22 protein-coding genes are annotated in these 23,725 nt (G+C 70.0%); 12 read left to right on the top strand and 10 right to left on the bottom strand.

Going from position 1 to position 23,725, the window contains the following annotated elements:
- Positions 1–292: 292 nt before the first annotated feature.
- Positions 293–445, bottom strand: a complete 153-nt coding sequence (locus C503_RS46730) for a hypothetical protein (protein ID WP_018681732.1) — start codon at positions 443–445, stop codon at positions 293–295.
- Between the two features lie 27 nt (positions 446–472).
- Here C503_RS46730 and C503_RS0108345 point away from each other — a divergent pair, with 27 nt between their 5' ends.
- Positions 473–1,171, top strand: a complete 699-nt coding sequence (locus C503_RS0108345) for a methyltransferase (RefSeq protein WP_018681733.1) — start codon at positions 473–475, stop codon at positions 1,169–1,171.
- A gap of 101 nt (positions 1,172–1,272) precedes the next feature.
- Here C503_RS0108345 and C503_RS0108350 read toward each other — a convergent pair whose 3' ends face one another.
- On the bottom strand, positions 1,273–2,010 hold the full coding sequence (locus tag C503_RS0108350) for a phosphotransferase family protein (protein ID WP_018681734.1): 738 nt from the start codon (positions 2,008–2,010) through the stop codon (positions 1,273–1,275).
- A 331-nt stretch (positions 2,011–2,341) separates the two neighbouring features.
- Positions 2,342–2,890 (bottom strand): MarR family winged helix-turn-helix transcriptional regulator, encoded by a 549-nt coding sequence (locus C503_RS38610; RefSeq protein WP_018681735.1) that lies wholly within the window; start codon positions 2,888–2,890, stop codon positions 2,342–2,344.
- A gap of 92 nt (positions 2,891–2,982) precedes the next feature.
- Between C503_RS38610 and C503_RS0108360 the strand changes: the two genes are divergently transcribed.
- Positions 2,983–4,197, top strand: coding sequence for an MFS transporter (locus C503_RS0108360; RefSeq protein WP_018681736.1), 1,215 nt, complete (start codon positions 2,983–2,985; stop codon positions 4,195–4,197).
- A gap of 249 nt (positions 4,198–4,446) precedes the next feature.
- Here C503_RS0108360 and C503_RS38615 read toward each other — a convergent pair whose 3' ends face one another.
- Positions 4,447–5,034: a TetR/AcrR family transcriptional regulator gene (locus C503_RS38615; RefSeq protein WP_018681737.1), complete on the bottom strand. Its 588-nt coding sequence runs from the start codon at positions 5,032–5,034 to the stop codon at positions 4,447–4,449.
- A 126-nt stretch (positions 5,035–5,160) separates the two neighbouring features.
- Between C503_RS38615 and C503_RS0108370 the strand changes: the two genes are divergently transcribed.
- The 3 genes from C503_RS0108370 to C503_RS0108380 all read left to right on the top strand — a co-directional run bounded on the left by C503_RS0108370 (position 5,161) and on the right by C503_RS0108380 (position 9,414).
- Positions 5,161–5,853, top strand: a complete 693-nt coding sequence (locus C503_RS0108370; RefSeq protein ID WP_018681738.1) for a type 1 glutamine amidotransferase domain-containing protein — start codon at positions 5,161–5,163, stop codon at positions 5,851–5,853.
- Between the two features lie 445 nt (positions 5,854–6,298).
- Positions 6,299–7,096 carry a hypothetical protein gene (locus tag C503_RS45770; RefSeq protein WP_018681739.1) on the top strand — a complete coding sequence of 266 codons (798 nt, stop codon included), beginning with the start codon at positions 6,299–6,301 and terminating at the stop codon, positions 7,094–7,096.
- Positions 7,093–9,414 carry a M48 family metalloprotease gene (locus C503_RS0108380; RefSeq protein ID WP_156893076.1) on the top strand — a complete coding sequence of 774 codons (2,322 nt, stop codon included), beginning with the start codon at positions 7,093–7,095 and terminating at the stop codon, positions 9,412–9,414. Before C503_RS45770 ends, C503_RS0108380 begins: the two co-directional genes overlap by 4 nt.
- A gap of 3 nt (positions 9,415–9,417) precedes the next feature.
- Here C503_RS0108380 and C503_RS0108385 read toward each other — a convergent pair whose 3' ends face one another.
- From C503_RS0108385 to casA, 6 genes are all read right to left on the bottom strand, one after another.
- Complete coding sequence (locus C503_RS0108385; RefSeq protein ID WP_018681741.1) at positions 9,418–9,879, bottom strand: hypothetical protein; 462 nt, start codon at positions 9,877–9,879, stop codon at positions 9,418–9,420.
- A 70-nt stretch (positions 9,880–9,949) separates the two neighbouring features.
- On the bottom strand, positions 9,950–10,606 hold the full coding sequence (gene cas6e, locus C503_RS0108390) for a type I-E CRISPR-associated protein Cas6/Cse3/CasE (protein WP_018681742.1): 657 nt from the start codon (positions 10,604–10,606) through the stop codon (positions 9,950–9,952).
- Positions 10,606–11,289 (bottom strand): type I-E CRISPR-associated protein Cas5/CasD, encoded by a 684-nt coding sequence (gene cas5e, locus C503_RS0108395; protein WP_018681743.1) that lies wholly within the window; start codon positions 11,287–11,289, stop codon positions 10,606–10,608. The genes cas6e and cas5e overlap by 1 nt, the downstream gene beginning before the upstream one ends.
- The gene (gene cas7e, locus C503_RS0108400) at positions 11,286–12,416 is read right to left on the bottom strand and encodes a type I-E CRISPR-associated protein Cas7/Cse4/CasC (RefSeq protein WP_018681744.1); all 1,131 of its coding nucleotides are present in this window, start codon (positions 12,414–12,416) and stop codon (positions 11,286–11,288) included. The genes cas5e and cas7e overlap by 4 nt, the downstream gene beginning before the upstream one ends.
- Positions 12,417–12,426: 10 nt before the next feature.
- Positions 12,427–13,014, bottom strand: coding sequence for a type I-E CRISPR-associated protein Cse2/CasB (gene casB, locus C503_RS0108405; RefSeq protein WP_018681745.1), 588 nt, complete (start codon positions 13,012–13,014; stop codon positions 12,427–12,429).
- Positions 13,011–17,363 (bottom strand): type I-E CRISPR-associated protein Cse1/CasA, encoded by a 4,353-nt coding sequence (gene casA, locus C503_RS47765; protein ID WP_156893078.1) that lies wholly within the window; start codon positions 17,361–17,363, stop codon positions 13,011–13,013. Before casA ends, casB begins: the two co-directional genes overlap by 4 nt.
- A gap of 306 nt (positions 17,364–17,669) precedes the next feature.
- Between casA and C503_RS48835 the strand changes: the two genes are divergently transcribed.
- The 7 genes from C503_RS48835 (at position 17,670) to C503_RS0108445 (ending at position 23,695) form a co-directional block, all read left to right on the top strand.
- Positions 17,670–17,747, top strand: a complete 78-nt coding sequence (locus C503_RS48835) for a putative leader peptide (RefSeq protein ID WP_425393511.1) — start codon at positions 17,670–17,672, stop codon at positions 17,745–17,747.
- 117 nt (positions 17,748–17,864) lie between these two features.
- On the top strand, positions 17,865–18,872 hold the full coding sequence (locus tag C503_RS0108420; RefSeq protein WP_018681747.1) for an NrtA/SsuA/CpmA family ABC transporter substrate-binding protein: 1,008 nt from the start codon (positions 17,865–17,867) through the stop codon (positions 18,870–18,872).
- Complete coding sequence (locus C503_RS0108425; RefSeq protein WP_018681748.1) at positions 18,869–19,705, top strand: ABC transporter permease; 837 nt, start codon at positions 18,869–18,871, stop codon at positions 19,703–19,705. The genes C503_RS0108420 and C503_RS0108425 overlap by 4 nt, the downstream gene beginning before the upstream one ends.
- Positions 19,702–20,460: an ABC transporter ATP-binding protein gene (locus C503_RS0108430; protein ID WP_018681749.1), complete on the top strand. Its 759-nt coding sequence runs from the start codon at positions 19,702–19,704 to the stop codon at positions 20,458–20,460. Before C503_RS0108425 ends, C503_RS0108430 begins: the two co-directional genes overlap by 4 nt.
- Positions 20,460–21,473, top strand: coding sequence for an ABC transporter substrate-binding protein (locus tag C503_RS0108435; RefSeq protein ID WP_018681750.1), 1,014 nt, complete (start codon positions 20,460–20,462; stop codon positions 21,471–21,473). The genes C503_RS0108430 and C503_RS0108435 overlap by 1 nt, the downstream gene beginning before the upstream one ends.
- On the top strand, positions 21,470–22,528 hold the full coding sequence (locus C503_RS0108440; protein ID WP_018681751.1) for an LLM class flavin-dependent oxidoreductase: 1,059 nt from the start codon (positions 21,470–21,472) through the stop codon (positions 22,526–22,528). Before C503_RS0108435 ends, C503_RS0108440 begins: the two co-directional genes overlap by 4 nt.
- A 12-nt stretch (positions 22,529–22,540) precedes the next feature.
- Entirely contained in the window at positions 22,541–23,695 is a 1,155-nt protein-coding gene (locus C503_RS0108445) for an LLM class flavin-dependent oxidoreductase (RefSeq protein WP_018681752.1), read from the top strand.
- Positions 23,696–23,725 lie beyond the last annotated feature (30 nt).

Below are 23,725 nucleotides of genomic sequence, written 5' to 3' on the forward strand. Positions count from 1 at the left end.
CTCGGAAAGGTCGGTTGAGCACTCGGTTTCCGGACCGAAAGACCAGCGGGCCGTCTGGCCCGGGAGCGGCTGTGCTTTATCGCCGGGTCTCCTTGACGATTTCGTCGGGTTCGACGGCAACCATTCGGGCCGAGTGGTCCGGTGAATACGGATCGGACTCCGGTCGACGTCCCGATGAAATCCGTTCGCGTTCGACCCATTCGGCCCCGTGTGTGCGCCGGGAGGCATGTACGACGGCCGCGAAGTCGGGTGCCGGACGGTATGGCGGCGCGCGGGGTGGACGGTCTACGGTTCACGAGGTCGACGGCACCGGCACGGTGTCGTCGCCGCGCCTGCGGATCCGGGAGTGGCGCGTGGATCCGGGATTGCTCGTCGACGGCCCACCCCCCACCTCGACCAGGAGCGCGAACCCGATGATGACCAGGAACAGACCCCGGCCCGGCACCGACGCGACGCGGGTGGTGCGGGTCTGATGTCCGAGGAGCCGATGGAGCGCGGCACCTGGCTGCGCCGGTTGAACGCCGCCCCCGCCCAGCGCCCCGCCGAGTTCACCATGTTCGACCGCACGTGGGAGCTGATGGACGGCGTGTTCGCGCCGGTGTTCTGCCTGTCCACCCGGCTGTTCACCGAATGGACGGTGTTCCCGGTCGGCGGCCGGTTCCTGGAGATCGGCTGCGGTGCCGGGGTGACGGCGGTGATGGCCGCCGTGCACGGGTGCGCCGAGGTGGTCGCCACCGACGTGTCCGTCGTGGCGGTGGAGAACGCGGCGCGCAACGTGCGCAGGCACGGAGTCGCGGACGTCGTGCGCGTCCGGCACGGCGACCTGTTCGCCCCGCTGGATCCCGGCGACCGGTTCGACGTGGTGTTCTGGAACTCCCCGTTCATCGAGGCCCCGGACGACTTCCGCGCGGCCGACGACCTCGACCACGCGATCTTCGACGCGGGCTACCGGACGCACCGGCGGTTCCTCGCCGAGGTCGGCTCCTGGCTGACCCCCGATGGTCGGGCCCTGCTCGGGTTCAGCACGCTCGGCAACCTCGACACCCTGCACGACCTGGCCCGGGACGCGGACCTGGCGGTCCGGATGGCTGCCGAGACACCGCCCGGCACGGTGCCGGGCATGGCCTACCAGTTGGTCGAACTGCGCAACCGGGACCGCTCACGAGCGTGAGCACCCGTCGTGCCCCGACCCGACGGCCATACCAGCGCAGGCAGCACCCCATCGAGGCACCCACGCGAGAGGCGTTCGTGGTGGAGGGCGGGAACCTGCTGTCACGCCTGGGACTTCAGCACGTCGATCTCGCAACCCGGTGCCGCCGGGTCGAAGCCGTGCTCGACCAACCAGCGGATCGTCAGCAGGCCGCGCACCGACCACCATGCGCGGATCACATCGAGGTCGACGTCGGTGCCGTAGCCCGCGATGACGTCGCCGAGGTGTTCGCGGTGCCCGAGCGTCAGCATGGCCAGGTCGTAATGGGCGTCCCCCTGGGCCGCCTCGGACCAGTCGAGCACACCGGTGATGTCGTCGCCATCCACGAACACGTGCCCGACTTGCAGGTCTCCGTGGACGAACACCGGTTTCCACGGTCGGAGCGCGCCCTGGGCGATCCGGCGATTGTGCTCGACCACGTCGGCGGATAGCACATCGTCGGCGATGAGCCACCGGCATTCGCGGTCGAGGTCCGCCGCGATCTCCTCGGCGGAAGGGCCGGACCGCGTAGGCAGCGGCGCGTCGTGCAGTGCCCGAATGGCGGTACCCGCGGCCGCCCATGCCGCCGGGGACGCGGTCGACGGCCTGCCGAGGCAGCCGAGTGCCGTGCCGGGAAGAGCGGCGAGCGCGAGCACGGGCGGCGTGTGCCACAACACTTTCGCGGTGGGGACCGGCGCCATGGCCATCGCCGCAAGCTCGGCATCCACCCGCCGCCGATCGCCGTCGACCTTCAGGAACACGGCACCGACCCGCAGCGTGGCCCGCTCGTCATGGGCGACGACGACCTCGACCCTCTCCATACCTGCCAGTATCAAGAGAACGACCACCGGTGTCGTCGCCTTTTCCGCTCACGGCAACGTATTGCGGCGGCAGCGGAGCCGAGAAGGCGGACAGTGCCGCGGAAGTCGCGTCCCGGCAGGCCAAGCAGGTTTCCGGGGCACTCGCCGACCGGTGGGAGTCCTTGTGCCTTGCGGATCTCGTGGAGAACCGGAATCTCATGCTGAACACCGAGTCGGGCATCCGCGCCCTGGTCGCCTGCGAGATCGGCGACCTGCACGAGCTGACCGCACGACCTCCCTCGCGCCGGTCCGTGGGTACGGCGCGAGGGGGCGGATCGTGTCGGCGGTCGGGTCAGCTCGTGACCGCGTCGGCCCGCTTGACGGCGTCGACCGGGTCGGGGGTGCCGTGTCCGTCCTGGGTGAGCAGCAGGTCGCGCAGCAGCGCGGACAGCTGCTCGCGGGCCTCCGGGCCCACCCGGTCGATCACGTCGGCGGTCGCCGCGGAATGCGCGTGCACGGCCCGTTCGGCGAGGTCGACACCGGCGGGGGTGAGCGCGACGAGCAGCGACCGGCGGTCGCCGGGGTCGAGCCTGCGGGCGACCAGGGCGCGGTCCTCCAACCGGACCAGCCGCTTGGTGAGGCCGCCGCCGGAGATCATCAGCCAGCGGTTGAGCGCGCTGGGGGACAGCTCGTGCGCCCGCCCGCTGCGCAGCAGGATGGCCAGCACCTCGAACTCGCCGGGGTCGAGGCCGAGCGGGGCGAGGGTGTCGACCGCGAGCCGTTCCAGGTGCCGGGCCAGCAGGCTGATCCGCTTGGACACGGCCATCTGCCGCAGGTCCAGGTCGTAGTCGGACCAGCCCCACTCCCCGAGCATCCGGTCGACGTCATCGCGTTCGCTCACCCGGCCAGGGTACTTCACCCCAAGGGTATTTCGCTCGAATATAGTATGCTGGAAAAATAAACGCCAGCGAAGCAATCCCGCAGGAGAGCCGCATGAGCTCCACCAGCACCACCGACCCGACAACCGGCGCCCCACCGACCCAGCCGCCCGGCGCGGGCACCGGCCGCCCAGTGGCCGTGGCGGTCGCCTTCCTGACGCTGCTGGTCATCGGCACCGACCTGTTCGTGGTGTCCCCGCTGCTGCCCGCCATCGCCACCGAGTTCCACGTCTCGCCCGGCGCCGCAGGCTCGACGGTCACCGTGTTCTCCCTGGCCTACATGCTCGGCGCCCCGCTCGGCGGCGCGCTGGCCGACCGCGCGGGCCGCCGGACCGTGCTCGTCATCGGCCTCACCGGGTTCGCCGTCGCCAACGCGCTGACCGCGCTCGCCCCCGGATTCGGCCTGCTGCTGGCCGCCCGCGTGGTCGCGGGCCTGTTCGCCGCCGGGGTCACGCCCTCGCTGCTGGCCCTGGTCGGCCAGTCCGCCCCGCCCGCGCGCCGCGGCGCCTGGATGTCCATCGCCATGGCGGGGTTCCTGATCTCCCTCACCACCGGTGCCCCCACCGGCACCGCCGTCGCCTCGGTCTGGGGCTGGCAGGCGCCGTTCGTGGGTCTGGGCGCGTTGTCCACGGTCCTGGCCGTGGTCAACCGCTTCACCTGGCCGCGTGGCGCCCCGGTGGCCGCCGTGGGTCAGACCGCGGACAAGATCCCGCTGATCCGCAAGCTGCGCGCGGTCTCCGTCACCGGGATCTGGGCGTTCGCCGTGTACTCCTTCTACACCTACCTCGGCAGCGGACTCGCCGATGTCGCGGGCCTGTCCACCGGGGCCATCGCCACCGCGCTGATCGTCTACGGCCTGGGCGCCGTGGCGGGCAGTCTGGGCGGCGGTCGGCTGGCCGACCGGTTCGGCTCCCGCGTGGTCGCCACCACCAGCCTGATCCTGGTCGCCGCGACCCTGCTGGCCGTCGACCTGCTCCTGCACGCCCCCGCCTGGCTGCTCCTGGCCGCGCTGGGCGTGTTCGCCCTGGCCGCCTACCCGTGCCTGCCCGCCTACCAGTCCCGCCTGGTCGCCGCGTTCCCCACCGCGAGCGGCTCGGTCATGGCCTGGAACAGCTTCTTCATGTACCTGGGCACCTCGCTCGGCTCCGCGGCGGGCGGCCTGCTCCTGTCCTCGGCGGGCTTCCCCTGGATCCCCGTGGTCGGCGCCGCGGCCGCGCTCCTGGGCGCCCTCGTCTACCAGCACTCCCTGCCCCGACCGACGAGGCCGTGACCCCGCCGCGAAGGGAGGGCCGATGACCGGGCAGGCAACCGAGAACCGCGCCGCGATACCCGTCACCACAAGGGTTTCCCTCCGCGCCAACGGCGTCGAGCACCATCACGACGGTGGAGGGTCTTGGCACGCCCGAGAACCGCATCCGGTGCAACGCGCGTTCGTCGCCAAAGATGCCCTGCAGTGCGGTTTCTGCACCCGGCCGCGTGATGGCCGCCGCGGCCTGCATCGCCGAGGGGAACGGGCCACCTATCCGGTGATCGCGCAGGCCCTCGTGAGCACGGCGATCGCGGTGGTGGCGACATGGTCGAATGTGGACGGGTCGGCGTGGGCCCTGGCGATGAGCACGGCACCTTCCAGGGTGGCGAGCAGGACAGCGGCGTGATCGTCCGGATTCCCTTGTGGACACAGGGTTCCCGAGCGCTCGCCGTTCTCCAGCAAAGTGGACAACCACTCCCGGTTGACGCGGAAGAACTCTGTGACACCGGCGGCGATCGCGGGCGGCACGGCGGCGATCTCGGCCGCGATCACCCCGCACAGACATGCCTCCCCATCGGACAGTCCGTCGCGGTAGAGCGCGGCGTACCGCCGCAGTGCGTCGACCGGGTCGGCGGCGAGCCGGTCGATGTCGGCGAGCCGGGCCTGGAACCGCTCGGTGTAGCGGGTCACGAGCTCGACGCCGAGCTGTTCCTTGGTCGCGAAGTGGTGGTGCACGCTGGCCTTCCGGATGCCGACGGCCTCGGCGAGGTCGGCATAGCTGAACGCCGCGTAGCCCCGCGTCCTGACCAGCCGCGTCGCATGGTCGAGCAGGGCGCCCCGGGTGTCGACTCGGTCCATGCCGTCACCCTACCTGTCGATAGGTAGGCGTGACGACGATCTCACTCCCTTGACGGTCCCGCCGTCCATGACCAGGCTCTGCGGTGCCCTATCTACTAGTAGGTAGACTACCTCGAAGGAGTCTCGATGCCCAGACCACGGCGGATCCTCGTCACGATGTCCTCGCACGCCGACCTCGGTGTCAGCGGGAAGAAGACCGGCACCTGGTTCGAGGAGGTCGCCACCCCGTACTACGTGTTCACCGATGCGGGCTTCCAGGTCGTCTTCGCCTCACCCCGAGGCGGCGAGGCCCCCATCGACCACCTCAGCCTGCAGGCGCCGTTCACCACCGCGAACACCGACCGCTTCCTCGACGACCAGACCGGGATGCGCGCCATCCGCGAGACCAACGCGCTGGCCACCGTCGACCCCCACGACTTCGACGCCCTGTTCTTCCCCGGCGGCTACGGCCTGCTCTGGGACCTGGCCGCCGACTCCCGGGTGATCCGCATGGTCGAGCACGCCCTGGCCGCCGACACCCCGGTCGCCATGGTCTGCCACGCCCCCGGCATCCTCCGCGACGTCAAGACTCCCGACGGCACCCCGTATGTGGCCGGGCGCACCGTCACCGGGTTCTCCAACACCGAGGACGACGAGCTGGACCTGTCCCGCCACCTGCTCTTCTCGCTACAGGACGACCTCACCCTGCGCGGCGCGAACTTCACCAGGTCCACCGCCGACTGGCAGCCGCACGTCGTTCAAGACGGTCCGCTGGTCACCGGTCAGAACCCGGCCAGCGCCCCCGTCATCGCCAAGACCCTCGTCGACCACCTCGCCTGACCCGGCGCGGCGGCCTGCCTTCGAGTCCCAAGAGGACGGGGTCGGCCGCCGCACCGGTCGTTCGTCAGCCCGGACGATGGGCGAGCACCCACCGACACCCGCCAGCCGAAACCGGGACATGTCCACATGACCACCTGGCATGTTCCGGAAAAGTCGAACAGTCACGCCTGACACGAGCCGCCGGGCCGATCGTCATTGCCGACGTCCCGTCATCCGGTGATCGATGCGCCGATAGTCGACGGCAGCGAACCGTTCCTCGGCAATGGCCGGTCTGGTTCATCCACGAAAACCCACTCACCCGACCGGTCCGGTTACGAACCGGGACGCTTCGACGATCAAAGCAGTGCCAGTATCGACCGCCCATGGAGGGCTGACCATGGCGTCTCGCCGGAGTCGACTGGGGGCCTGCCTGTTCGTGTGCGCCGTACTCGGGGGATGCGCGCGGATGCCCACGATCACCGAGACCCCGACCGTCAGCACACCGCCCCCGACCTCCACCACGGCCCCGCCGATCGTGGTCACGATCCCCGCGCCGGGCGCGGGCGAGGCAACGGGCGCGCTCCAACCCACGCCGACACCCACCACGCCGACACCCACCACGGCGAACCACCGCGCCACCACCACCCGTCCTATGGCCGCATCACCGCCCGGACCCGGCATCGCACCGCCGGTGCCGCCCCCGGCACCCGCGCCGACGACGGCACCCTTGTCGTTCGTTCCGGGCGAGACGGACCTGCGGGCGGCGCTGCTCACCCCGGCGGAGCTCCCCGCCGGTTTCGCCGACGCGCCGGGAGCCATCGGGTTCGGCTCGCTCGCCGACTGCCCGATCCTGGCCGACGACCCGCCGGGCGCGACCGCCTCGGTGACGGCCGCGTTCGTCGACGAGGCCGCGGGGTTGACGATGACCGAGACCCTTCTGCAGTTCAACGAGCACACTGCGGGCGCTATGGCCACCTTCGCCACCCTGCCCACCGCGTGCGCGCGGTTCGACGGGTCCCTGCTGGGGATCGACCTGGTGTTCACCACCGCCGCCCTGTCCGCCGCGACGGTGGGGGACCGGAGCGTGGCCGTCCGGATGACCATCGCCACCCCGGACGGGACCGTGCTGTTCTGGCAGGACGTGCTCGTCGCCGCCCATGGCGGCACGGTGATCATGGTGTCGATGGTCAACCTCACCGGGGACCCGGCCACCATCGAGGCTGTGGCTCGGCGCGCCGTCGACAAGGTGTCCGCGCGGTGGTGACCGCCGAGCCGACCCGCGAGCGGTGCCAGGACCTGTTGACCGACAAGAAAGTCCTGCCCACCGGCCTGTCCCTGCGTTTCGCCGTGCTGGTCCTGGTGATCGTCGCGACCTCGGCCACCGTCTACGGTCACCTCTCGCTGCTCGCCGAGTCAGGCGCGGAGGCCACGGCCCGCACGTGCCTGGGCCGTGTTCCCGCGGGGGCCGCCACCGGCGCGGGCGCGACTCCGTTGGCGGACGTGCAGTGTCTCCGTCGGTTCACCGGGTCCATGGTCGTGTGGTCGCTCGTCGGCGTGATCTTGGTCGTGTCGCTGACGTTGCTGCTCTACCTGGCGCAACAGTGGATCCTGGCCAGGTTCTGGACCGGGCGCGGGTGGCGGGGATACGACGAGGTGACCGATCCGGACACCCTCACCCGGTTACACGCCCTCACCAGACTGTTCGAACTCCCCACCGCACCAAGGTTCCTGGTGTATCCCGACGAGTCCCGCACCGACGCCATGGTGTTCGGAACCGGTCGCCGCGTCCAGGTCCTTCTGGGCGCGGGACTGCTTGGCACCGTGCCTCCGGGATGGTTTTCCGGAACGATCCGGCACGAACTGGGACACGTGCGCAACCGGGACTCCGGACCGACCTATCTCACCATCGCCGCGTGGCGTGCCTTCGTTGTCCTGGTCGTGTTGCCCTATCTGGTCTCGCTTGTCGTACCAGGTGTCTTCGGGGCCGGGCCCGACGCGCCTCGGTGGAACGGGCACATGGTCGCCGCGGTCATCGTGTTGGTCGTGTTGGTGTACCTGACCAGGGCTTCCGTGCTGCGGGCCAGGGAAACGCTCGCCGACGTCACCGCGCACCGACACGACCCGGACGGTGACCTCGCCGCCATGATCCGCTCGACAGCCGCACGCAGGCGGCTCCGGTGGAACCCGCTGGCCCCGCACCCCCCGACCGAGACCCGGTTGGACGCGCTCACCGATCCGGCACAGCTGGTCGGGCCGGGTGCGTTCGCGATGTTCGCCGCGGGCGTCGGGATGTCGTTGACCGTCATGACGCTGGTGGTCACCGGCTGGGTCGGACTGCTGGCGACGGGGGTCATCAGCGCGAGCGGCCTGCAGCGGATCATGCTGAGCTCGCCCGGGGTCGCCGACGCCCTGTGGTTGGTGATCGTGAGCTTCGGTCCGGCGACCGTGCTGGCGCTGGTCATCGCCGCCGGGTTCGCCGCCGTGCTGGGCTGGCGGGACGCCGTCCTCCTCCGCCACACCGGCCGGTCCACCGCCTCCTGGCGACGCGCGGTGCCGGTGGCGGTCGGGTTCATGGTGGGGGAGCCGCTGGCCACCGTCTACGCCGACGCGGGTACCGTGGGCGTCTTCGACGCCACGACCTGGGGCAAGGTCCTCGATGTCGGCATCTCCACGGTCGGCCTCGCCCTGATTCTCACACTGCTGTTCCGGTGGGCGCGGGAGACCGCGTTCGCGTGGTCGTCGGCCACGTCGCTGCGGCGGAGCTGTCTCGCGACCGCCGCGTGGGGAGTCCTCGGACTGCTGCCCCCGATGTCGATCTGGGTGTCGGCGCACAACACCTTCAACGTCCGCCTGCTGACGGCACCGGACCACGAGTCGCCCGCGCTGCTGGCCTGGCCCGCCGCGAAGATCCTGATGTACGACTACGCGCCGTTGTCCGCGCTCGTCGCCGTGCCCGGGGTCGCGTTGCTCCCGTTGGCCGCCTGCCTGTTCACGTTGTGGGGTGCCCGTGAGCGTCCCTTTCGAGCGGCCCTGCTCGCGGCCGCGTGGGTTGCCGCGGTGACCGTGGTGGTGCTCCTCGCCGGGGCGTGGGTGGTGAACCTGGTGGACGGGCAGGAGCTGTATACGACCGTCGTCACCGTTCCGCATTTCCTGGAGTACCTCACCTTCGCGATCATCGCGACGATGACGGTGGGTGCGCTGGTCGCGGGAGTGCTGTCGGCTCGTCGGGCAGGTCGTTTCACGCTGTCGGCCTGCCTGCTGGGCAGCTTGGTCTGCGTGGCTCTGGTCTCGTTGTGCGCGACAGTGCCCTACTACGTGGCGGTATGCGGACCGGCCGCGTTCACCTGCATGGGCCATGATTGGTCACATGTCGGCGCCGTCTACAGCGGGCTCACTGTGCTCGGCACGGGGCTCGCGACGGCCGCCTGCCCGATCGTCCTCGCTGTCGCGTATCTGTTGCCTCGCACGGAAGTTGTGGAACACGGTGGAACGCACACCGCCCGCGTGCTGGTCGCGCTGGCGCTGTTCTCGCTGGTGTCCGGGCTGATCGTATACAGTCGGGTGTTCCTCGAACTGTGGTGAGTCTCAGCTGTTCCGCAGGTTTCGCAACATGGCTTCGACGATCTCCCCGGCCTGCTGCTCGGTCAACCCGGCCCGTCGTGCGGCCTCGATCCCTCGGTGCCGCATCAGTTCCACCCGGACGTCGTCGAGTTCCGCCGCGAGTTCCTCGATGGTCCGCGCCCGCACAGTGGGTCGCTTGCGGATCTTTCGGATCATCCGACCGAGCAGGCCCCCGGCGGCGTCCACCGTCCGCTCCGCCGCCGCGTCGACCACGGCCTTGGCCACGACCAACGCCCCCGACGACACCGCGCCCACCACGAAGTCCAACCCGGACCCCAGCACGTCCGGCCCGCGCCGTGGCGTTCCCCGCAGCCGACCGGAGTCGTCCAGCCGCGCCCCGGCCACGGCCTCGAAGGCCGGGAGCTCGCCCGGCGCCACCTCCGCGACCCCCGACCTGGCCAGCCTCGTGATCAGCTCGCGCGTCATGCCCGCCCCTCCACGTCCGGTCACTGGAGAAGTCGTCCCACCGCCCAGGACGTTAGGGGATCGCGGGTCGTCACCGTGCCAGGGTGAGCAGGCCGCAGCCGTACCCCTTGGCCGGGCCGATGCCGTGCGTCAGCGAGTGCCGGAACGCCTCCGCGTCCTCGATCGCCAAGCGGCCGCCGAAGGTTGCGGTCGCCAACGTGACGTCCCGGCTGTCCCGTCGGAACGTCCACACCCGCCTGCCCTGCACCGCCACATCCGGTTCCCCGCCCACCGCAGGCATGATCCGGAACCCGAGCCGCTCGCATCGCGTCAGCAGCCATTCCGTCTGCTGCCGCACGGTCACGTGCCCCAGCCGTTTCGACCGCTTGGCCGTGGGATCCAGTTTCGTCTGGTACACGGGATTCGCCGTCAACCGGAACGCCCACTCCTGTCCCACATCCAACTTCTCCAACAACGGCCGGTACGGCTTCGTCTGCCACGCCTCCGTGGTCGGCCACCCGGCGACCTCGACCACGTGCGTCAGATCCGGCTCGTACGGGCTCACCAGGTACAACAACGCCCGGTGCTCCCGCTGGTCGACCCGCCACAGGATGCGTCCCTCGGGCCGGGCCTCCCGGCGGTCGGTGGGAAAGGCCGCCTGGACCGCGCCGTGCAACCGGTGCGGTGAGGCCAGCAGCTCGCGGCTGCCCCGGCGGGCGGTGTTGAACTCGAATCGTGTCAGGTACATCAGAGGAGGCTCATCGGGTCGTGGTCTTCTCGACCGGGGTTGGGGACGGTGATCTCGCGGCGGATCACGCTGCGCCAGCCGTACTGGCGGTGGCGGGGGTCGAAGGAAAGTGGAACGTCCTGGACCAGGTCACTGGTGGGAGTCCCGGGCGCGCAGTCCAGCACGGCGTCCAACCGCACCTCCGGGTTCCGGTCTCGTTCCCGCACGGCGCGCGCGGCCAGCCACGGTGTGTGTGTCAGTGCGGACAGGACATCGCCATCGACCACCCCGTGGACGAGCTTCCCGGCGGGGGGACAAGACCGTCGTCCCAGGAACAACGGATACGCGGGCCGTTTGAGCGCGGCCACGAGTTCGTCGATCACCGCGTCGGGCCCCTGCACGGCCGCCACGAACACCGCGTCCGCCAGGTAGAACCGGTACGACAACGGCATGGATTCCGTCCCGTCCCGGTTCCGCGCGGTCTGGAAGTCCCGTTCCAGTTGCCCGGCCTGCTCGATCCGCACACCCATCGTCAGCGCGCGGAACTCGTCCAGGGACTCGTCTCGTTGGACGCCCTTCGCCGCCGCCAGCAGCCCGATGACCCCGCTGCGGCTGGGCGCGCGGTCGGTGTTGCGCCGGGTGAACCGGCTGCGCGTGCCCCACGACTGCAACGGCGCCGCCAGCCGCAACACGAGCGTGCTCACGACGGAGCCCGTTCGGCCACCAGCGCTCCCAACGCCGCCACGGCCCCGTCGAGGGTCACCCGTTCGCCCAGTTCCGCCAGCGGTTCCACCCGTTCACCGCCGCCGAACGCCCACACCCGCACCGGCGTCTCGTCGAACGCCTCATGCAACTCCCGCGCGTGGTCGGCCAACCGCCGGATCGACGCCGCGATCCGGCCGCCCTTCTCGCCCTCCCCGACGGCGTCCTCGAACGCGCCCACCAGGTTGATCGGCTGAGTCTCCCGGGCCACCAGCAGCACCGCGTCCGGCAGCGTCCGGTTCGCGAACGTGTTCTGCTTGCCCGTCGGCATGCTCATCACGAACGCCCGCGCGAACGCCTCCACCGCACGCCGGGTCGCGTCGGTGTCGCCGAGGTTCCCGCGCAGGAGGTCGACGTCGAGCGCGGCGTAGCGGTAGAGGGTGGACGAGTTGAACTCGACCGTGCCGATCATCCCGGCCCCGGAGTCCTCCTCGTCGTCGGCGGACTTGTGGTCGTCCACGGCGGTGAAGTAGTCGTACTCGTTGGTGACCCCGTGCACGCTCAACGCGTGCGCCACCTGCACGGCGGCCTCCACATTCAGGTCGGGCAGGTTCGCCACCATCCGCCCGAACAACGACACGTCCACCGAGTGGTCCCGGTCCGCGCGCGCCTTGGCCTCGCCCTTGTCGACGGCGATCTTGTCCCCGGTCGCGGTCCGGGCCGCCTCGACGGCCAGCGCGGCCAGGTTCCGGACCTGCCGGTGGGACAGGAACAGCAGGAACTCGGACTCGTCCTGCGCGTCCTTCTTGCGCGCCGCCTTCAGCTTGAACCCGGCCGCCTCCAGCACGGCCGTGGCCAGCTCCGGCGCCCGTTCCGCCAGGTCGGGCTCCTGCTCGGCGATCACCCCGCCGATCATCTCGACGACCTGCTTGGTCCGCACGCCCAGGTTCTCCCGGTCAAGCAACCGGTCGAAGGCGTCCCGAGTGGACCGTTTCCACGCCTGACTGGACACCCGCGCGCGGCGGACGCCGCCGTACACGGCGGTCTTGGGACTCCCGGTGTCGTCCCGGTTGATGTTGCTGGGCGGGACGGTCTGGATGACGTGGACGTCGATGATGGTGCGTGACACGGCTGGGTCCTCAATCGTCCTGGGTAGCCCGTTTGGGCGGATAGTGGAAGTCCCGTCCCCACTTCAGCCGGACGCGTTCCGGGCCGCCCCGGAACTGCCAGGTGATGAGGTCGCGGGTGAGCAGCTCGTAGTCCAGCGCCTCCCCGGCCGCGCGTAGCAGCTGGATGACGCCGCGCAGGTGGTAGAGCATCTCGTCGAGCTCGTCGCTGGTCCCGAGCATGGCGAACCGGCGCGGGATGGGATCGGTGGGCCGGATCCGGTCGCCGGGGTGCAGGCTGCGGATGGCCCGGCCCAGCCCGATGTTCTGTCGGTGCATGGCCTGCTTCTGCGACTGCTGGTGCAACGCGTAGAGGGCCATCGCGTGGTGGGCGGCGGTCTCGAAGTAGCTGGGCTCCTGGTCCCGGCGGCCGATGAACTCGTCCGCGAGGGTGTACTGCAGGACGTCCAGCACGCTGCCCGGCGGTTTGCCCACCGCGCGCCGCAGCCGGGCCAGGGCCGCGACGCTCTCGGAACGGTTGTTCCGGTATCCGTGCTGCAACGCCCGGATCCGCGCGACCACCACCTCCTCGGGCCGCGGTCTCGGCTCCGCGTCGGTCATTCGTCGTCCTCCGTCCGGACGGGCGCCCGCGCGGTGGACAGCGCGGCGGCGAGGTCGAGCACGAACTTGCGTTCCGCCCGGGGCGTGTTGACCCAGTTGTCCCCGTTCATCCGCCCCTCCCAGGCCACCTGGGGAGCACCGGCGACCAACTGCCTGCCCAGCTCGCGCACCACGTCCCGGGCTGTCCCGTTCCATTCCGTCTCGACATCCAGCACGGCCGAGTCCGGGCCGAGCGCGGCGACCCAGCGGCGGAACAGGGGGTCGAGTTCGGAATAGGCGAGTTCCGTGGCCCGCGCACGGGTGCCTTTGTGCTCCAGCGTGTCCGGTGTGACCCCGGCGGCCAAGGCCAGGTTCGCGGCCAGCAAGCCCAGGACGTAGGCGGCCTTGTCGGTGGCGCGGACCCGGCCGAGCACGGTCTGTCGCAGCTCCGTCGCGCCCTGGCTGAGCAGGATCGCCTGAAGCGAGAGGCGGTCGTCGACCACCTCGGCGGTCGTGGAGCTCTGGCTGCCGTAGCTCATGCCGATGGTTCGCAGCCTGATCGGGTGAGTCCTCGGGATCACCTCGTCCACGATCAGGTCGGCGATGTGGTTGAGGACGAGGGGTGCCAGCCGCGGCTCGGCCTCGGCATTGGCCCTGCTGGACCTGACCACCGGCAACAGCGACTCCAGGCCGCGCCAGATCACGCGTTCCGGATTGTGTTCCAGCGGCATGTAGACGGTGGGTAGGCGCAGCTTCTGCTCCTGGGTCTCGCTGCGGCGCCACGCGGTGTGTGTCTCATGCTGTTGCATGTTCTGCGGGACGATCCGGTCGCCGTTGCAGACCAGGACACCTGTGACCCGGTCGCCGGAACGGAACAGGCGGATCCGCCTGCTCTGCCAGGTGTAGAGGTCGATCGGTCCCGTCGCGTCCCGGTCCTGGTCCCGGGGCCCGAGTTGCGGGCGTTCCCATGCAGGCAGGTCGTCCTTGCTGCCCGGGACGAGATTGAGCAGAAGGGTCTCCAGGAGTGTCGTGCCCTCCACGAGCACACCGCCGAGATGTCCCGACCAGCCCACGCCGATCGGGTAGCCCTTGCCGTTCTTCACCCGGTCGTCGCCTTCCGCGCCGGACTTGATCCCGGAGGGGTCGAACGCGTGGCAGTGCACCACCCAACGGGCGGCTTCGGCGAACGACAGGGTGAGGTCGCGGTCCATGCGCATGGAGAAGAACGGGTTGCCGTTCGGCACGTCGGCGACCAGCTTGCTCAGTTCCGATACCTCGCCCTTCGCCGTGCGCAGTGTCGGGACCTGGAGGAACGGTGTGGTCGGGTGTAGCAGGTCGAACCTGTCGCGGTGCTTGTCCAGGTAGGCGGCGATCCTGTCGACGGGCAGGGTCTTGTCCTGCCACATCCGCACCCAGGCATCCGGCTCGTGGTCGAGTGCGCGGTGCAGGATCGCGAGCAGCATCCGGACCAGGGCGAACGTCTGCGTCGGCAGGTCACCGATCAGCTCGGTCAGAGTGCCCGCGCGGTCGAAGACCTCCAGCAGTGACAGCTCGACCGTCTCCCCGGTCTTGTCCTGAGCCCGCAGCCACGGACTCGTGACCAGATCGAACGACGACACGGCGTCGTGTGTGTGGTGGACCAGCCCGCGATGGAGGTCGTAGCGGAGATGATGGTCGAGCAGACGCGTGTGGCGGTTCTCGTCCAACGTGAGAACAAGGTGGCCGCTGAGCAGCGGATGGTCCTGGAAGGCCGGAACACGGTTCTTGCGGAGTTCCTTGAGCACGTCCCGGACGATCCCGCCGTGGCTGAGCGCGACCGGGAGCCGCAGCGTGCAGGTGGCCAGCGCCCTGGCCTGGTCCCAGCCGATCCCGGTCCCGATCGGCGTCCCGGCTTGTTGCGGAATCCAGTCCGGAACACGCAGCCCGTCCGGACCGCACACGACCACGAGCACCTCAAGCGACTCGGCCCCGTCCCTGACCTGGGCGACACCCAGCGGGTGATCCTCGCTCGCGTCGTCGGTACGCCCACGCAGCCAGTTGACGAGATTGCCCTTGGCAACGGGCGCGTCGAGTAGGAACACACTCGCGCGCTGGATCCGCTCCCGCTCCTGGGCCTTGGCGGTTCGCTCTGCGGCTGACATCGCCGTGCGCCAGCCGGCAGGTCCCAGCGGTTCCGAACCGTAGGCGCTCTGCACGAGAGGTGAGATGTCGTGGGGGAGTGCTAGGGAGTGGCGTTCGTGCAGTAGCGCGGCTGCTCGGAGGAGTAGGTGCTCTCCATAGACACGTCGCGACCCCGCGACCGCGCGTACCGGGGTCGCCTGCCAGTCCTCGACACCGACGATCGCGAAGCTCGGTTTCGCGACGCCCTTGGGTCGCTTGCGCTCGTGCCGGTGAAGTCTGCCCAGGCGCTGGAGGAGGAGGTCGATAGGGGCTAGGTCCGTGACCATCAGATCGAAGTCGATATCCAGCGACTGCTCGACAACCTGGGACGCCACAACGATATGCAACTTGGGCCGTGCGGTCGTCCCCGGCCCGAACCGGCGCAGCAGCTCCTGATCACGAACCGCCCGATCACAGGCGAGGAACCGCGAGTGTGTGACGGTCACCGCGTCCTCGCCGAACTCCCTGGTCAGCCGGTCGGCGGTGGCCTGGACCCTGGTCACGGTGTTGCGGATGACGGCCGCACAACCCCCGGTGGACAACTTCGCGCGGAGGTAGCCGACGAGGGCGTCCAATTCGTCGTCGAGCCGGTCGAGAATGACTTCGGTGGACTTGTCGACGAGAGGGACTTCCCGAGGAGAGAGGCCGGTGGCGGAAATGACGGGATAGGCGGTGGATTCGGCGGCGGTGGATCCGTCGTACGCGCGCAACAACTCGGCCCTGCGGTGATGGGGGAGCGTTGCGGAGAGGAGAACGACGGGGACTTTGTAGGCGCCCAACCAGGTCAGCACACGATGGAGGAACTGTGACATATGAACGTCGTAGGCATGAACCTCATCAATGATCACCACCTTGCCCGCGACGGCGAGATGGCGCAACATGACGTGGCGACTCTTGAGCCCGGCGAAAAGCAGCTGGTCGATCGTGCCCACCACGAACCGAGCCAACCCACCCTTCTTTCGCCCACTGAGCCACCAATGCGCAATAGCCGACTCGTCTCGCTCCTCGCCGATGCCGGTGAACCGCCCACGCCGCACCAGCCCGGAATACTCGTCATTCAAATGCGCCTTGCCATGCGCGAGATTGACCGTGACCGCCCCGTCCTTCCCGGGAAGCCCGTCCAACCACGCCCGAACCCGCCCGAACATCGCATCACTGGTCGCCTGCGTCGGTAGAGCGACGAACACCCCACCCGCCCCACTCCGCCCCGCAAGAACCTCGGCGGCCGCCAACGCGGCTTCGGTCTTCCCCGACCCCATAGGCGCCTCGATGACGACCAGCCCCGGCCGGGGCTGGCTACTCGCCACCTCGATCGCCGCCTCCTGCATGGCCCGCGCCCGCCGCCCGAACCGCGCCCGAAAAAGCTCGCAGGCGTCCCCGCCGAACGCCTCCGGAACCCAGACCCCGCCCAGGTTCAGCTTCGCCCACGCCCCCGCGACCCGCTGCTCGGTGACCAGCTCATCCGGCTCCTGAGCCGTGATCGCCCCATCCCGCAGCGGAAACAACTCCTCATTGGACGCGATCCAGTCAGCCACAATCACAATCGCCGTCAACAACACCAACGCAGGCGTCCCAAGATCCACATCCCGGTACGCCGCCAGCGCGTCCTTACCCCCGATCCGCTCGGCCGCCCGCCCGAGAAACCGATCCCGCACCTGCTTCCAAGCCCCCGTGCCCACCAATTCCGAAAGCCCACTCACCTCGGCGATATGCACGCTCTCCGGCGGCACCCCATGATGACTTCCCACCACCGAAGCCAACTGCTTCGCAATCCCCCGAGGCGCAAACCCCAACTCCTGCGTCAGCCAGGTACGAACAACGAGATGCCCGGCCACCGCGTGATGGACACACCCCCGGTCACTGTGCCTCTTGATCCGCGCGTCAATCCCCAACCCCACCGACCCCATACGCGCCGCCAGCGCGTCCACCATGCAGGCAAAAGCCGGAGAACACTTGGCGATGTCATGCACGGAAGCCAGCCACACAACCAACTTCTCGACCCCGCAGGCCCCGTCGGGCAGATCCTCCCCGATCCGCTCGACCACCGACCGAGGCAACCACTCCCGTACCAACAGCCGTGCCGCCCCAGCAGCATCATCAAGATGCTGCTGCAAGGGCAACCAACTCCGCTGATCCCGGCCCGCCTTCCCCCACACGGACAACCACGAGTCTTCCACCAACGGCAACGCCCACGTCCTCCTCACGCACATGATCCCGGCGAAATGTAGGGGGGCACTACCTGACCGGCAAGGCAAAACCCCACACAGTCCCGATATTGGCCACCAACTGTCCTGCGCGACAGAAACAGGACATGCCGACACCTCGGACTGTCAGCGCCACCCGCGCGGGCCGTCGCGGACGGCTCGCCGGGAGCCTCGGACAGCGCCCGCTTACCACGATGTGGAAGACGTGGGTGGCGTTACCCGACGAAGCCGCTGATCAGAGGGGCTTCCATGATGCGGGAACGCGCGGGTGGCGATTGACGTGCCGGTGTCGGCGTCCCTAGCGTTCCTGGCATGAGATCGCCGGGGCTGACCGTTCGTCAGCATGTCGACCTGCTTCGGGTCGCCAGTTCGTTGTGTCCGGCGCGCTGAGCCGCACCGCAGTCCACTTCGGCCGGTAGACCGCGTCCCGAGTCATGGGTCGCGGGGATTCGGCGACCGACACTCTCGCACAGACTCCTTGTGACCTAAGGGTAAGCAGACACGCTCATGGGTACTTTCGCGCACTCCAGAATCGCCCGGATCATCGCCGCCGTGGGGCTCGTCGTCGGGTTGGCCGCCTGCGGCAGCTCAGCGGACGCGCAGGACGGGGGCGTCGTGGTCAAGTTGATCGACCCCGGCAACTACGGACCGTTGGCCTACGCCAAGAAGCACGGGAGCTTCGACGGGCCGCTGGCCGCGTTGAACGCCAAGGTGGAATGGGGTGGGTCGTACGCGTCGTTCACCGCGACGACGGATGCCATTCACTCCGGGGCGGTGAACTTCGCCGAAGGGGCGTTCTCGCCCGCGTTGGGGTATCTGGCCACTTCGGACGACATCCGGATCGTGGCGGTCAAGGATGTGGTGACCGACCCGCGTGCGGGCGCCGGTGACGGACTGATAGTCCAACCGGACAGTCCGATCAAGACTGTCCAAGACCTACGTGGCAAGCGGGTCGCGGTGAACAAGGCCGGGCGCGGCGAGTACCTGCTGCTGCTCGCGCTCAAGCAGGCGGGCATCCCGGCCGACCAGGTGCAACGCGTCTACCTGCAGCAGGACCAGGCCGCGTCGGCGTTCGCGACCGGGCAGGTGGACGCCTGGGTGGCCATCGTGCGGGCCTTCCCGCAGGCGCTGGCCAAAGGGGCCCGGGTGGTCTTCCGTGGTCGTGACCTGCCCTCCGACGACCTGAACATGTTCGTCGCGCGCACCGACCTGCTCGACAAGAACCCCGAGGTGGTGCGCACACTGATCCGCGTTCTGTCCGAACTGGATGAACAGGAGAAGGCGAAGCCGGAGGAGTTCCAGAACGTCTTCGCCGCAGAGGGGCCGACCGCGGCGTCCGGGGTGCAGCTGGAGAACAACATCGCCGTCGCCCGTTACGACAACATCCTGCGCCTCCCGCAACCCCAGGATGAGGACCGGCTCGCCGGAGTGTCCGCAGTCTTCGTCGACAACAAGGTGCTGCCGAAGGCCTCCGACCCCAAGAAGGTCTTCTACGCCTGGGGCGACCGGAAATGACCGCCGCGTCGGTCCTGCTCGCACCCGCCCTGGAGGCCCCGGAGTTCCTGGGCGCGAAGACCCGCAACCGGTGGCTGTCACTGCTGCTGCGGGGAAGCGTGCCCGCGCTGGTCCTGGTCGCCTGGTGGTACACCACGACGCACGGCCTGGTGTCCACAGAGGTCCTCGCGTCGCCCGGCCAGGTGGTGCAGGCATTCTGGGAGCTGGTGAACACCGGGCAGCTGTGGGAGTTCGGGCTGGCCTCCTTCCAGCGTGCCGGGCTCGGCGTGGCGATCGGGGTGAGTGCCGCGCTGGTCCTCGGCCTGGTCAGCGGCTTGTCCCGGCTCGGCGAGGAACTGGTCGACGCCACCGTGCAGATCATCCGGGTCGTTCCGTTCCTGGCCCTGGTACCGCTGTTCATCTCGTGGTTCGGGGTGGACGAGGCGTTCAAGGTGGCGCTGATCGCGGTCTCGTCCGCCTCCCCGATGTACGCCTACACCTACCTGGGCGTCCGCTCGGTCGACCGCAAGGTGGTGGAGGCGGCACGCGGGTTCGGGCTGCGCGGTTGGCGGCTGGCGGTCGGTGTGGTCGTGCCCAGCGCGTTGCCGAACATCCTGATGGCGCTGCGGATCTGTCTGGGCATCAGCCTGGTCGGGTTGATCGCGGCCGAGCAGGTCGGGGCCACCGCGGGCATCGGCTACCTGGTGACGCTGGCACAGCAGTACTACCGCAACGACTACATGGTGCTCTGCATCGTGATCTACGCGTTGATCGGGATCGGGGTGGACCTGGTGATCAGACTGGTCGAACGCACCGCCATGCCCTGGCTGCGGCACGGGACGGCGACCGCATGAGCGCGACCACTGTGGACATCGACCGCGCCACGACCCCCACGGACGTGGTCGTACGGCTGTGCGGCGTGACCAAGAGCTTCGGCGACAAGCGAGTCCTGGACGGCATCGACCTGGACATCGCGCCGGGCGAGTTCGTGGCGCTGCTCGGCCCGAGCGGCACCGGGAAGACCACCCTGCTGCGGCTGCTGTCCGGCCTGCAACGCCCCGACGCGGGCACGGTCCTGGTGCCGCCGGTGCGCACGGTCGTCTACCAGGAGCCGCGCCTCGTGCAGGCCCGACGGGTGCTGGCCAACGTCACGATCGGTCAGCGCGGCAAGCCGGCCCGGGAACCGGGGCTCGCCGCGCTGACCGAGGTCGGCCTGGCGGACAAGGCCCGCGAATGGCCCGCCACGCTCTCCGGCGGTGAGGCGCAACGGGTCGCGCTGGCCAGAGCCCTGGTCCGGCAGCCGCAACTGCTGTTGCTGGACGAGCCGTTCGCCGCGCTGGACGCGTTGACCCGGTTGCAGATGCAGGAACTCGTCGCCGACCTGTGCGCGCGACACCGCCCGGCCGTGCTGCTGGTGACCCACGACGTGGACGAGGCACTGCTGCTCGCCGACCGCGTGATCGTCCTGCGCGCGGGCGGCTTCGCCCTCGACCGCCGCATCGACCTGCCCCACCCACGCGACCGCGACGACCCCGCCGTCGTCGCCCACCGCCGGGATCACCTCTCCGCGCTCGGGGTAACGCCCCGCCATTCTCCCCAGGAGCATTGATGAGCACGCTCGAACAGGACCGCATCTGGTACACCCGTTGCCCGGTGCCCACCGCCAGCGGCCTTGCGCACAATCTCGGCTGGCTGGCCGAGGAGTACGCCGCCGATGGCCTGGAGGTCGGGATCCTGCAGGACGCCGCGCCGGAAATCGCCGCCCGGCACTTCGACCACCGCCTGGTCGGCCTGTTCCGCGAGGGCGGCAACGTGCCCGCCCTGGTGGCCAGGTCCGAGGGGGCGCCGACCCGCCTGATCGGGCTGACCTGGATCGACGAGTCGCAGGTGATCGTCGTCCGCCCGGACTCCGGTATCACCGCGCCTGAACACCTGGCGGGCAAGCGGGTCGCGTTGCCCGCGTTGGCCGCAGACCGGGCGCGCAGCTTCCCGCGCGCGATGGCCCTGCACGGTTTCGTCGGCGCGCTCGGCACGATCGGACTGTCCATCGCGGACGTCACGCTCGTCGAAGTGCCCACGGGGCAGGGAGATGTGGGCCGGGGCGCGGAGGGTGGGTCGTCGCTGTTCGGGATCGAGGCGCTGGCCGCGGGCGACGTCGACGCCGTCTACATCAAGGGCGCGCAGGCCGCCGAGCAGGCCGTCACCCACGGTCTGGTTATCGGTATCGACCTGGACTCCTTCGCCGACCGCCGGTTCCGGGTCAACAACGGCACACCCCGGCCGATCACCGTGCACGAACAGCTGCTGGCCGAACGGCCCGACCTCGTGGTCCGCTTCCTGGTCCGGACACTGCGCGCGGCCGACTGGGCGGCCGACAACCTCGACCAGGTGCGGGAGATCCTCGCCCGGGAGACCCGTGCCGGTGCCAAGGGCGTCGAACTGGCCTACCGGGACGGCTTCCACCGAGCACTGCACCCCGATCTCTCCGACGAACGCCTCGGTCTATTGACCCGACAGAAGAACTTCCTGTTGGCGCACGGTTTCCTCGCCCGCGACATCGACATCGACGCGTGGGCCGCACACGAGCCGCTCGCCGAAGCACTGCGGCAGGTGGACCGGTGAGCGAACCACGCATCATCTGGACCATCCCCACCCGCGGCGACGGCCCCACCGGCCGCGGCTGGAACCCGACGCCCGCCCTGCCCGGGTTCCTGCGCGACGGCCGCGCGGGCGCACCGGCGTTCACCCCGTTCGACTACCTGCACCGGATCTCCCGCGCCGCCGAGCTGGGCGGCCTGGCAGGCGTGTACGTGCCGTACGACCCGCACGGCGAGGAGTCGCTGGTGGTCTCCGGGTCGCTCGGCCGGGACAGCAGGTTCCTGGAGGTCGTGGCCGGTTTCCCGGCCGGGATCGCGACCCCGGTCTACGCGGCGAAGCTGTCCGCGACGCTCCAACGCGCCTTCGGCGGCAGGCTGGCCTGGCGGCTGGAGGTCGACCTGGACGAACGTGTCCAGCGGACCCAGGGCGACTTCGTCACCGGCCCCGACCGCTACGCGCGGGCAGCCGAGTTCCTGACCGTGGCCAAGGCCGTATGGCACGGGCGGGACGTGGATTTCACCGGCCGGTTCTACGAGGTCGTCAAGGGCGGGTTCGACGGACCGCTGGCCGGGCTGCCATTCCCGACCGTGTACCTGTCCGGCACCTCCGACGAGGCGTTCGCGCTGTCGGCCGAGCACGCCGACGTGCATGTGTTCGACCTCGCCCCGGACGACGAGCTGGACCGACACCTCGCCCGCCTCGACGACCGTGTCCGGCCCGCGCTCCAGGCCACCGTGCACACCCGCGAGGACGAGGTCGAACTGTCCGGCGCGGCCGGACTGCGCGGCACTTACGAGCAGGTGGCCGCGCGGATCCTGGCCTACCGCGACCGGGGCGTCGATTCCTTCTTCCTCTCCGCCGACCCCCGGCTGGAGGAGGCGCTGCGGATCGCGCAGCACGTCCGTCCACTGCTAGTGGTGCGACCCAGAACGTCGACCGCGTCTCGACCCGCCCACGACGTGCCTGACGGCACCGCCGGAAACGACCAAGTACATCCAGTACGAGGCCGTCCCGGCGGCACCGCCAGACACGCCGTGGACCCGCCGATACACGGCCGACGTCCTGAGTCGCACCACTAGGGAGGCCCTGACATGACGATCGACATCTGGTGGCGGATCGGGATGGCGGGCGACCCCACCTCGCTGCGCACCGCGCACCGGCAGTCCCGCGGCGACTGGGCCGCGCCCGGACCGGACAGCATCACCCCGGGCCTGCGCGGCGGCGAACCGGACGGCTACGGCCTGCTCGACTACCTGGTGGAGACCGCGCGGGTGGCCGAGAGCCTGGGCTTCCACGGCGGACTGCTGCCGTCGTTCCCCGGCACCGACGACCCCTGGGCGGTGGCGTCCGCGCTGGCCAGGGAGACCAAGGCGTACAAGTTCATGATCGCTTTCCAGCCCGGTTTCCTGAACCCGGTGCAGGCCGCCCGGATGACCGCGAGCCTGCACCGCGCCACCGCGGGCCGGGTCGCCTACAACATCATCACCGGCGGTGGCGGCCCACCGCAGCTCTGGTGGGGCGACAAGGTCGCGCACGACGATCGCTACGCCCGCACCTCGGAGTTCCTCGACGTGCTGCGCGGAGTATGGGACGGGGGACCGTTCGACTTCGACGGCCGGTTCTACCGGGTCGAGGGCGGCGGACTGCCCGGTCCGCTCGCCGGGCTGCCGTTCCCCGAGGTCTTCTTCTCCGGCTCCTCGCCCGCCGCGATCGAGGCAGCCGGGCGGCACGCGGATTACTACCTGTCCTGGTTGGAACCGGTGGAGGCACTGCGGGCAAAGTTCGACGCGGTCCGGGCACGCAGCACGGCGCCGAAGTTCGCCGTCCGCATCGATGTCCTCGCCAGGGAGACCGCCGAGGAGGCGTGGGCGGAGATCGAACGCGGCTGGCAGCACGTGCGACCGGAGGAGGTCCGGGCGCAACTGTCCCGTGATGGCGGCGACTCGTTCGGGGTGCGCCGGGCGGTCGCTTTCCAGCCCGAGTCGTTCACCGGCTTCCGCGACTTCGAGGTCGAGCCCGGTGTGTTCGCGGGCCTCGCGCTGATGCGGCCCGGACCGGCGTTCGGCCTGGTCGGCAGCTACGAACAGGTCGCCGAACGGCTCGACGACCTGATCGAACTCGGCGTGGACGCGTTCATCCTGGCGGGCGGACCGCACCTGGAGGAGGCCTACCGGGTCGCCGAGGGCGTGCTGCCGCTGCTGCGCGGCAGGCTCGGCGAACGCGGGCCGGTGACGCTGAGTGCGTAGACTGACCGGCGACCGACGACCGGGGGCCTG

It is taken from the genome of Actinokineospora enzanensis DSM 44649 (assembly GCF_000374445.1).
GTDB classification, from domain to species: Bacteria; Actinomycetota; Actinomycetes; order Mycobacteriales; family Pseudonocardiaceae; genus Actinokineospora; species Actinokineospora enzanensis.